General features: G+C 72.4%; 6 protein-coding genes. All 6 read right to left on the bottom strand.

Going from position 1 to position 11,360, the window contains the following annotated elements:
* On the bottom strand, positions 1-1,134 hold a 1,134-nt coding region (locus tag AC5LSR_RS07435), incomplete at its 3' end, for a MazG nucleotide pyrophosphohydrolase domain-containing protein (RefSeq protein ID WP_493468286.1).
* Positions 1,135-1,249: 115 nt separating this feature from the next.
* Complete coding sequence (locus AC5LSR_RS07430; RefSeq protein WP_250285631.1) at positions 1,250-2,047, bottom strand: hypothetical protein; 798 nt, start codon at positions 2,045-2,047, stop codon at positions 1,250-1,252.
* 169 nt (positions 2,048-2,216) lie between these two features.
* Positions 2,217-5,924: a transcription-repair coupling factor gene (gene mfd / locus AC5LSR_RS07425; protein WP_250285632.1), complete on the bottom strand. Its 3,708-nt coding sequence runs from the start codon at positions 5,922-5,924 to the stop codon at positions 2,217-2,219.
* 241 nt (positions 5,925-6,165) lie between these two features.
* A complete protein-coding gene (locus AC5LSR_RS07420) occupies positions 6,166-7,875 on the bottom strand; it encodes a YveK family protein (protein ID WP_493468285.1) in 1,710 nt (569 codons plus the stop codon).
* 522 nt (positions 7,876-8,397) lie between these two features.
* Positions 8,398-9,675: a methyltransferase domain-containing protein gene (locus tag AC5LSR_RS07415; protein WP_250285405.1), complete on the bottom strand. Its 1,278-nt coding sequence runs from the start codon at positions 9,673-9,675 to the stop codon at positions 8,398-8,400.
* A 611-nt stretch (positions 9,676-10,286) separates the two neighbouring features.
* A partial coding sequence (locus AC5LSR_RS07410; RefSeq protein WP_493468284.1) for a hypothetical protein occupies positions 10,287-11,360 on the bottom strand: 1,074 nt, incomplete at its 5' end.

Here is an 11,360-nt window from a genome sequence, read left to right as displayed (position 1 = left end):
GGAGAGGACGATCTCATCGGGTACGCCGACCTTGGCCGCGCGCTTCTGGAGCTTCGCGGCCAGCGCGAGCGCGGGCTGGGACAGGGGGACGCCCTCGGTCACCGACCGGCGGCCCTTCTCGACGTCCTTGATCTTGTCCCAGTTCGTCTCGACGGCGGCGGCGCCGTCCACCCGCACCGATCCGAAGACGTGCGGATGCCGGCGGACGAGCTTGTCGGCCAGGCCCGCGGCCACGTCGTCGATGTCCCAGACGGCCGTGCCGCGCCGGGCCTCCTCCCCGCCCCGGACGGCGCCGTTCCGGGCCGTCTCGTCCCGGCCAGCCCCGTTCAGGGGCGTGTTGTCCCAGGCCGCGCTGTTCCGGTCGTCACCTTGCCGGTCGTCGCCGCTCCGGTCGTCGCCGCTCCGGTCGTCGCTGTTCCGGTCGTCGGGGGCGGCCCCGGTGCCGGGTGTCCCCGCGTCGTCCGGGCCGGCGGGCCAGCCGTTGCCCTCGGCGGCGATCCTCGCGTGGAAGAGCACCTGCATGAGCACGTCGCCGAGTTCCTCACGCAGGTCGGCGTGGTTGCCGTCCTCGATCGCCTGGTACGCCTCGTAGGCCTCCTCCAGCAGGTAGGAGGCGAGCGAGGTGTGGGTCTGCTCGGCGTCCCACGGGCAGCCGCCGGGAGAGCGCAGCCGGTCCATCACGGCGACCGCGTCCAGCAGCCTGGCGCCGGGCAGGTCGCGCGACCCCTGGACGGCCGTCACGGTGAGGTCCGCGCCGGCCGCGGCGGCGAGCGCGTCGAGCAGGCCGTGTTCCCCGCCTGGCTCGGCCCCACCGGCCCACAGCGCTCCATCAGCCCCCGGGGTCTCGCCGGCTGGCAGGGTCCCAGCAGCCGGCGCGGCGAGCCACACCACGGGCCGGGACGGGTCGGCGTGCGCGCGCCGGCGCAGCGCCTCGGCGGTGACGGCGGCCCGCTGGCCGGCGTCCGCCAGCACTTCGACCGCGATGCCCGCCGCGGCGAGGGCAGCCCGCTGGGGATGGTCGGCCGACCCGCAGCAGACCGTGCCGGCGGCGCGCAGCAGGTCCCAGGCCGCGACGTCGAGCAGTCCGGGCGCGACCCGGGGACTGGTCACGACGACGACGATGCTCGCGGTCACCAGGCCCCCTCGGCCGGCCCGGCCGACCTGGCCGCTCCGGTCACCCCGGGCGGCCAGGCCAGCATGACCGGATCGGTCAGCGCGGCCGGCGGGACTGCTGGCGGGACGGGGACGGTCACTGGGTGAGCGTGAGTCCCGGGCCCAGCGACGGCGCGGGCGCCGGGGTTGTCGCCACCGAGACGGCCGCGGCCACCACCGCGAGCTGGGCGGCGTCCCAGGCGCCGAACCTCGGGTTGATCGAGACCGATTCCCGGGCCGCGGTCTCGCGCAGCTTCGTGTACACGGCCTGGTTGCGCTGGCTCTCGGCCAGCGACCGGACGAGATAGCCCTGCGCCTGGTCGAAGCTCAGCGAGATCTGCTTCTTCTGTCCGCCGAACTTCGCGACGATCTTGTCGTACTCGTCGCGGGCCTGCTTCCTGGTGGCGTCCGTGACCGTGACCGGGGCCAGCTTGTCCGCGATCGCCGACTCCAGGGCGTTGGAGCGGATGAAGACGCGCAGGTCCTGGCGGGCTATGCCGCCGAGCGCCGCCAGCTGCTCGAAGGCCGCGACGCTGCCGAACCCGAGCACGCTGTACGCCTGGTAGAAGGCGTCGAGGTCCTGGTCGGTCCCTGTGATCCCGAGGCTGCGGGCCTCCCGCTCGAGCAGGTCGAGCTGGACGAGGGTGGTCAGCGCGCGCCGCTGCAGATCGGTGCGTTCGATCGGCGCGATGCTCTGGGCGGCGCCGGGATCGGCCGCGGCGGCCGACCGGCTGACGGCCAGGCCACGGTCGACGACGTCACGCAAGGTCGACGTCCTGATCGTGTCATCGCCGATCTGGGCGGCGGACCCGGCATGGGTGGTGCACGCGGAGGCGGTAAGGACCACCAACGCCACGCCGGCGAGGATGCGGCGAGCGGCAGAACGGGGCTTCACGGCTGTGACCGTACCGACTCGCCGCCCGCCGCGCACAGCCAGGCCACCGGTGGGCGTAACCCCCACCGCGTCCGCGCTCCTCGCCACCCACCCGGTTGAAGATCCACCGGAACCGGCCGCGGACCGGCGGGGCACGAAATCAGCGGGCATGGGATCAGCGGGCATGGGATCAGCGGGACGCGGCCGTGGCCGCCGCCGCGACCGAGTCGCCGGCGACCGCCGCCAGCAGCTCCGCGGCCCAGGTGAGGACGGCGCGGTCACGCAGCGGCCGGGCGCCGATACGCGGGGTCTCCGCCGGCACCGGCACCAGGACCGTGCGCACCGCCGGCTTGACCACGGCCCCCTTGTACAGCCGCTGGAGGCGCATGGTCTGGCTCTCGCGCAGCTCCAGCGGCGCGAACCGGATCTGGCGGCCGGCCACGGTGATCTCGGTGACGCCGTGCCGGCGGGCCAGCACCCGCAGGGAGGCGACCGCCAGCAGGTTCTCGGCCGGCTCGGGCGGCGTCCCGTAGCGGTCGAGGAGCTCGGCGCGGACCTCGGCGATGTCGTCGTCCGAGACGGCGGCGGCCAGGCGGCGGTAGGCGTCCAGCCGCAGCCGCTCGCTGGGGACGTAGTCGTGCGGCAGGCTCGCGTTCACCGGGAGCTCGACCTTGACCTCGGGCGGCTCCTCGACCGCGGTGCCCTTGAAGTCCGCGACGGCCTCACCGACCATCCGCACGTACAGGTCGAAACCGACCGAGGCGATGTGCCCGGACTGTTCCCCACCGAGCAGGTTGCCCGCCCCGCGGATCTCCAGGTCCTTCATGGCCACGGCCATTCCGGCACCGAGGTCGGAATGCTGGGCGATCGTCGCGAGCCGGTCGTGCGCGGTTTCGGTGAGCGGCTTGTCCGGCGGATACAGGAAATATGCGTAGGCGCGTTCCCGGCCGCGGCCCACCCGGCCCCGCAGCTGGTGCAGCTGGGACAGCCCGAACACGTCGGCGCGTTCCACGACGAGGGTGTTGGCGTTGGAGATGTCCAGCCCCGACTCGACGATGGTGGTACATACCAGGACGTCGAACTTCTTCTCCCAGAAGGCGACCATCACCTGCTCGAGGGCGTCCTCGCCCATCTGGCCGTGCGCGGTGGCGACGCGGGCCTCGGGGACGAGGTCGCGTAGCCTCGCCGCGGCCGCGTCGATCGACTCCACCCGGTTGTGGATGAAGAAGACCTGCCCCTCCCGCAGCAGCTCACGGCGGATCGCGGCGGCGATCTGCCGGTTGTCGCTCGGCCCGACGAAGGTCAGGATCGGGTGCCGCTCCTCCGGCGGGGTGTCGATCGTCGACAGCTCCCGGATACCGGTGATCGACATTTCCAGTGTCCGCGGGATCGGGGTGGCGCTCATGGTGAGCACGTCCACCGCGGTCCGCATTTTCTTCAGATATTCCTTGTGTTCGACGCCGAAGCGCTGCTCCTCGTCGACGATCACCAGGCCGAGGTCCTTGAAACGGGACGCGGACGACAGCAGCCGATGCGTTCCTATCACCACGTCGACGGTGCCGTCGGAAATCCCGTCGAGCACCGTCTTCTGCTCGGACGCGGAATTGAAGCGCGACATCGCCCGTACGTTCACGGGAAACGCGGCATACCGCTCGGAGAACGTCTGGAAATGCTGTTGGACGAGCAGTGTCGTCGGGACGAGAACAGCGACCTGCTTGCCGTCCTGCACCGCCTTGAACGCCGCCCGGACCGCGATCTCGGTCTTGCCGTAGCCGACGTCGCCGCAGATGACCCTGTCCATCGGGACGGGTCTGCGCATGTCGGCCTTGACCTCCTCGATGGCCGAGAGCTGGTCGGGGGTCTCCCGGAACGGGAAAGCGTCCTCCAGCTCCCGCTGCCACGGGGTGTCCGGGCCGAAGGCGTACCCGGGCGCGGCCATCCGCGCGCTGTACAGGCGGATCAGCTCGCCGGCGATCTCCTTGACGGCCTTGCGGGCGCGTCCCTTGCGCTTCGCCCAGTCGGCGCCGCCGATCCGGTCGAGGCTCGGGCCCTCGCCGCCGACGTAACGGGTGACCTGTTCGAGCTGGTCGGTCGGGACGTACAGACGGTCACCCTTCGCGTACTCGAGGACGAGGTACTCGCGGGTGGCGCCGGCGACCGTCCGGGTCACCATCTCGATGTACCGGCCGACCCCGTGGGCGTCGTGGACGACCAGGTCGCCGGCGCGCAGCGCGAGCGGGTCGATGCCCTTGCGGCGCCGGTGCGGCATCCGGCGCATGTCACGGGTGGTGACACCGCGCTGGCCGGCGAGGTCCGCCTCGGTCAGGACGGCGATGCCGAGCAGGTCGCTGGTGAAGCCGCTGCCGAGCTGGCCGCAGGTGACCGTGGCCACGCCACGGGCGAGGTCGGCGTCCTCGGCGAGACGGGCGCCCAGGTCGGCGTCCCGCAGCAGCTCGACGAGCCGCTGGGCGGGGCCATGCCCCTCGGTCACCAGCAGGACACGCCAGGAGCCGGCGAGCCAGCCCTTGATGTCCGCGAGCACCCGCGCGGTGTCACCATGGTAGGCGGTGGCCGGCCGCAGGCTGGAGATCACCGTGTGGTCGTCGAAGGCATCCTCGCCGCTGGCGGCGCCCCACACCTGGTGGTCGCCGGGACGGCCGTCGCCGCCCGCGCCACCCCCGGAGCCGCCGCTCCCGGGCCGGTCGCCGCCCGAGAGGCCGTCGGCGGTGACGCCGCCGCCGAACGGGCCGACCGACCACCACGGCAGGCCGATCTCGGTGGCCCGCTGGCGCACCTGCGCGATCGAGCGGTAGGCCGCCGCGCCGAGATCGATCGGGGCGCTGCCGCCGGCGGCGGCCGTGCTCCAGGACGCCTCCAGGAACTCGTGGCTCGTGCGCACCAGTTCGGTGGCCCGGGCCCGGACCCGTTCCGGGTCGCACACCAGCACATGCGTGCCGGCGGGCAGCTCGTCGAGCATCAGCACCATCTCGTCGCAGAGCACCGGCGCGAGCGCCTCCATACCGTCCACCGGAATGCCGTCCGCGATCATGTCGAGCATGTCGAGCAGTTCGGGATGCGCCTGTGCCAGCTCCCGGGCACGGGCCCGGACCGGTGGGGTGAGCAGCAGTTCGCGACACGGCGGCGCGAACAGCCGCGGCCGGGCGTCCCGGCCATCCCCGCCGCTCGGGCCGCCGCTCGGGCCGCCGGACGGACCGCCGGACGGGCCGGACAGCGCCCGCTGGTCGGCCACTGAGAACGGCCGGATGTCCTCGACCTCGTCGCCGAAGAACTCCACCCGCAGCGGATGCTCCTCGGTCGGTGGGAAGACGTCGAGGATGCCGCCGCGCACCGCGATCTCGCCACGCCGTTCCACCAGGTCGACCCGGTGGTACGCGGCCCCGACAAGCCGGTCCACGACCTCCCCCAGGTCGGCGCTGTCGCCGACGGCCAACGTCACCGGCTCGAGATCCCCGAGACCGGCGACCTGAGGCTGCAGGACGGCCCGTATCGGCGCCACCACGACCGACAACGGCGGCCGGCCGGTGCTGCCGGGGTGGGCCAGCCGCCGCAGCACGGCGAGGCGCAGCCCCACCGTGTCGGCCCGCGGGGACAGCCGTTCGTGCGGCAGGGTCTCCCAGCTCGGGAACACCGCGACCGTGTCGGGATCGATCAGGCTCGACAGCGCCGCGGCGAGATCGTCGGCCTCCCGCCCGGTGGCGGTGACGGCCAGCACCGGCCGGCCGGCCCGGACCGCGAGCGCGGCGGCGGCGAACGGGCGCAGCGCGGCCGGGGCCGACAGGTCCAGCCGGGGCTCACCGACCGCGGCGACCGCGCGCGCCAGGGCCGGATCCGCACCCGGAGTGACGGTAAGAGCGTCCAACAGCGGGGCGAGGGTCATAGGAGCGTCCGAACCTCTCGGGAACAGCGCACGTTACAGACGAACGACAAACTGCACACAGGACACAGCGTCACGGAGCGGGTCACTGCTGGCGTACCGGGCTGTTCCCCATGGGACGGCGCCCGAACTACCAGCCACCCACGTACACAAGCCCGGCGTACACAACCGCGTTCTCCGCCATTTTACGTGCCGGGGAATCGGCCGCTCCGAGCCACCTCCGTGGGCCCGCCGGTGGACGGGCTCAGCTCTGCTTGCCGCCGGGGCGGGCGTAGCGGTCGGTGGCCTCCGCGTCGACCGTCGCGCGGCGCGCGGTGTCCGCCAGCGGCAGGCCCGCCCCAGCCGCCGGGCCCGCCGGGGCCGCCGGTGCCCCGCCGTGGCCGGCCGCGCTGTCGGCGGAGCCGGAAGCCGCGTCCTCCCGCGACAGGCCCGACGGTGCGGCGGCACGAGGCACGACCACGGGTGACGCGGCCACCCGTGACACGCCGAAGCCGCTGTCAGCGGCACCACGGCCAGCGGGCCGGCGCGTGCCGGGCCGTCCGTCGTGCACCACACCCACCAGGCGTTCGGCCAGGGCCGGCCAGTCCCGCAGGACCCGCGAGAGCTCCCTGATCCGCGTCCGGCCGGTCGCGACCGCGATGACGACATCCGCCTGCATGGCGGACGCCGCCGTCATCGGAAGATCGACAAGAGGGGGTGTCAGCACGATGACAAGATCGACGACCGGTGCCCGGTCGGCCAGGATGGGCACGAGACCGCCGGGGCGGGCCGCCCGGGCCTGCGCGACCCGGTTGTACAGCACATGCCCGCTGCCGGCACCGGACGAACGCGCCATGCAGGTCGGCTCGTGGGCCCACCGGGGCAGCTCGCTGGACACGGCGGGTGGCAGACGCTCCAGGGCCCCGCGCATGTCCGGCTCCGGCGAGGCGTCCAGGATCAGCACGATCCCCTGGTCGTCCGACCAGCTCGCCGCCACCGTCGTGACCAGGTCGGGCGCCAGGTCACCCCGGCCGGCCGGGGTGAGTGCGATGACCTTGCCGGTCGGGGCCAGCACGGAGGCCATGGCGGCGACCAGCCGGCCGGCCGGCAGGTCGTTGCCCCGCCCGCCGGAAATGCTCGCGATCAGCGGAGCACCCAGGACGTCGGCCGCGTCCCCGGCGTCGAGCACCGTCGGGCGGCGCAGGTAGGTGGCGCAGAGCCCGGCCACCGTCAGCAGCAGGCCGGCCAGGGCGCCGACGAGCGTGTTGCGCGCCAGTTTCGGAGCGACCTTCCCGACCGGGGAAGCGGGCTCGGCGAGGGTCACCGCGGCCGGCGTGCCGGTGGCCTGTACCTGCGGGATCTGCCGGTTGAGCTCGGCGAGCTGCGCGTTGAGGGTGGCGACCTGGGTGGCCAGCGTCTGGCCGTCCGCGGTCCTCGGCAGCGCCGCCAGCCTCCGGAGGTTCTGGGAGATCTCGTCACGCAGCTCCGTCAGCGAACGGGCCGTCCCGCCGCCGGCCGCCTGCTGCTGGGTGAGAAGCTGCTGGTAGGCGGCCTCGACGGCCTGGACGAGACCGGTCGCCCGCTGCTCGGTATCGCCCCTGCCGGTGATCGTGAAGAAGTCGCCCCGTTCGGACGCGGTGATCGTCAGCCGCTCGGCCACCTCCCGCCGCGGCAGGCCCAGCTGCTTGGCGGCCAGATCGAGCGTCACGGTGGAGCCGGCGAGCTGGGCCTGGGTCTGGACGATCCGGGCGGCGTCGAGATGATCACTGCTGGGTAGCGCCTGGGAGGCACCCAGGAACACCCGGCCGGTCGCCTCGAAACGCTCGTCCCGCTGCTTGCTGACGGCCAGCGCGCAGACGGCACCGACGACCGCCCCGAGGATGATCACCAGCCACCGGCGCCGGAGCAGCCGGAACGGCGAGATTCTGGGCAGCGCGCGCTCGGCTTCCGCGCGCGGCCAGGCGGCCCGGGTCACCGGAACGTCCTCCTCGGGCCACGAGAAAATACAAGATCATAGGAAAACGCGAAAAGCTGGCGGACGCGGACACCCCCGTAGCACCTGTCCTGCGCAGACATTACAGCCCCCTGGATTCCCTGAGACCTCCCGGACCTTCCAGATCGCTGGAACGGCGGGCACCCCCGGGGGCGAGAAAGCCGGTGGCCCCACCGTCCTCAAGCATTGAAACTACACGGCGCGTCCGCCACGTGTTTCCGCGGCAGCGGAACCCGCCGAAGAAATCATTCAGTCACGCAAAGTAATGGACGTGCGGAAGGCGTGGCCGCCGCAACCGGCCACACCGACACAACCGGCTCCGGCGGCAACGGCGTCCGACGGCACCGGCGCCCGGCCACGGAAACGTGGATCACCGATCGGGGCCGGGACGCGCGGCCCGCCATCCCCCGTCCGCCACCTCACCCGGCATCCCTGCCCGGCCGCCCCCACATGGCGCCTTCGCCTGGCACGGAGCTATCCACAGCCAAAAAGACAAAAAGACAACTAACACACAACCGGACGAGGAACCGGGACGATGAACTTGCCGCCCCTGCGGGCGAACGCCGCCTGCTGATCCATGATCTCGTCTCTGACGTTCCAGGCCAGCAGGAGCAGGTAGTGCGGCTGGCGCTGGGCCAGCACGGCCGGGTCGAGGATCGGCGTACGCGCGCCCGGGATGTACTTGCCCTGCTTGTCGACGTTGCGGTCGACGACGTACTGCACAAGATCGGTGGTGATACCGCTGGAGTTCAGCAGCATGGCGCCTTTGGCCGCGGCGCCGTAGGCGGCCACGCTCCGCCCGTGCGCGCGCAGCTCGTGCAGGAGGGTGAGCAGCTCGGCCTGTGACTCGCGCACGTCGTCGGCGAAACTCGCGTACCGGTCGAAGGTGTCCAGGCCGGCGGCACGTTCACGGTCAAGGCGCCTGCCCACCCCCGGGCCGGGTCTTCCGGCCCGGCTCAGCCGCCAGCGCAGGATGCCGCCGGGATGCTCGGGGAACTCCTCCACGTCCGTCAGGCGCAGACCGTGACGGCGCATCAGCGCGTCCACGGCGATGGTGGAGAAATAACAGGAACGATCATGGTCGACGGCGTCGAACCCGGTGTGGTCGAGCAGGGCTCCGACCCCGGAGTCATCCACTTCGACGATCCCGTCATCGGCGAGCAGGACGGACATGCCCTCGGCGAAGCCGTTCGGATCGGGGAGGTGCGCCAGCACGTTGTCGACGATGATGACGTCCGCCCGCAGCCCCTCGGCGGCCAGCGACCGGGCGAGCCCGGCGTCGAAGAACTCCGTACGGGTCGGCACGCCGATCGCGCGGGCGGCGGACGCGAGTGCGGGTGACGGCTCGATGCCGAGCACCGGGATCCCGCGTTCGGCGAACGCCCGCAGCAGGCACCCGTCACCGCTCGCGATCTCCACGACCAGGCTGTCGGGGCCGAGAGCACGACCGGCGATGATTTCCCTGGCACGCCTGTCCGCATTTCGGCGCGGCGTGTCCCCGGACGACGGGAAGGGCCGGTAACCGGCGCCGAAAATCTCCTCCGCCGGGATGGCGTGGGTGAGCTGGACCAGCGCGCAGGAGGCACAGAAACCGATCTCGAGGGGAAAGACGGGCTCGGGCTCGGCGAGGTCGTCGGGCCGCAGCAGCCGGTTGGCGATCGGTGTCCGCCCCAGGGAGAGGAACGGGCGTGGCCGCGGCCCGCCACACGAGCGGCAGGCTTCGACCGGGACGGCCGTCACCTGCTTACGGGCCAGTGGCTGATCGACGGACTCGACTGACATGCGATCCCCTACCTGCCTTTCGACCGGCACCTGGTTCTGATCGACATCTGGTTCTGACCGGCATCTGGTTCTGACCGGCTCCGGGGCGCTGGCCGCCGGAGCTTTTCCCCCGGTCGACATGGCCTACCAGAACGACATGGCCCACCAGAACGTATCGGAATGACATTGCATACCGGAATAGCGTGGTGTACAGAGATGTGGCTCACAGGCGACGTGGCTCACAGGCGATAACGCGGGGCGGCCGCGTGAACAGGGCGGCACCCACCAGGGGAATTACCGGTCGGGAGGGTGACGCGCATCATCGAGCTGTCACCTTCGGGCGTGCCGCGATCCACTCGCGGCACACTGGAGGGCCATGATAGTGGCCTGCCCGGGGCTTCCGACAAGATCAACGGCTGTGACGAACCAGTCAGCCCCAACAACCGAGGACGACGAACCAGCCGGCCGCGACGGCCGAAGGCGACGGGCCAGCCAACCCAGCCGTGACCAGCGCGGCCGCGGCCGGAACAGCCCCGGCGAGACGACCATGACCGGAACCAGCGCGAACGGAACCACCACGAACGGAACCACCGCGAACGGCATGCCCGGCACGTCCGGCCCGGGGCGCCCGCTCAGCGGAACAGGGCCGGCGACCATGCCTGCGGGACGAGGATGCGCGGCGCGCCCGAACCGTCCGCCGGCTCGGCCCAGGTATCGGTGATCGAGGCGGCGCTGCCGTCCCGCGGCAGGCCGTAGACGACCGTGTCGTTGTCGAACCAGGCGATCTGGTCGTCGACGCTGCGCTGGTCCGCCAGCTCGGTGCGCCGCATCGTCTTCAGGTCGAGCACGGTCGCCCGCCAGCGCACCGGGCCGCCGTCGGCGGCCACCCGCTGCTTGAAGGCGATCCGGGTGCCGTCGGGGGACAGCGACGGGCACTCCACGTTGGTCGTGAGCGTGTGCACCTGCCGGGCCCGGACGCTGCCCCGGACCAGGTAGGTGGTGCCGCCGGTCGCGAACGTCGCGTAGAAGGTGTCGTCGTCCGAGGCGAACGTCACACCCCAGAAGTTCTGGTCCGCCGGGTTGATCCGCTGGCCGTCCCGAAAGATCGCGAACTGCTCGAGACTACCCAGCTCGCGCTGCTTGCGGACGTCGTAGAGGGTGGTGGCGGTGGAGAAGGCCGGGCCGGCGTAGGCATGCCCGGAGACGAACACCGTGACCGCGGCCAGATGGCCGTCGCGGGACAGGCGTGCCCGGCTCGGCTCACCCGCCACCCGGAAGCTGTGGACCGGACGGAGGTCGGGACCGAACAGGTACGCCTTGTACGTGGTCACCACGCCGCGTTCGGCGCCGAGGCAGAGACCGGTGTCACCGGCGATGTCCACCCGCTCACACGTCAGCGAGGTGACCTCCCGGGGGCCGGCGGGGCTGTTCAGCGGCACCATCGCCACCCGGCCGTAGGAGGAGTCCCGGGCCGTGCTCCGAAAAACGATCTTCGGTTCGCCGGTCAGCGGGGCCGTGCCGGCCGTCCCGGCCGGTGATCCGGAGCGGCGCGGGTCCGTCGCGTCGCGGTGGGCCACATACAGCCCGTAGCTCCCGGCCAGGAGTACGCATACCACCAGCAGCGCCACGAACACGAACAGTCGTCGACGTCGTCCGGTGGACGCCGTGGCATCCGGTTTCCGGCCGGCGCCGGGCCTGCCTGATGT

This window comes from Protofrankia sp. CiP1_Cm_nod4 (assembly GCF_982290645.1).
This window is presented reverse-complemented; position numbering and strand designations above follow the sequence as displayed.

Excerpts from the sequence above, each read along its gene's own strand:
- mfd (WP_250285632.1), bottom strand. The coding sequence starts at position 5,924 with ATGACCCTCGCCCCGCTGTTGGACGCTCTTACCGTCACTCCGGGTGCG.
- AC5LSR_RS07415 (WP_250285405.1), bottom strand. The coding sequence starts at position 9,675 with ATGTCAGTCGAGTCCGTCGATCAGCCACTGGCCCGTAAGCAGGTGACG.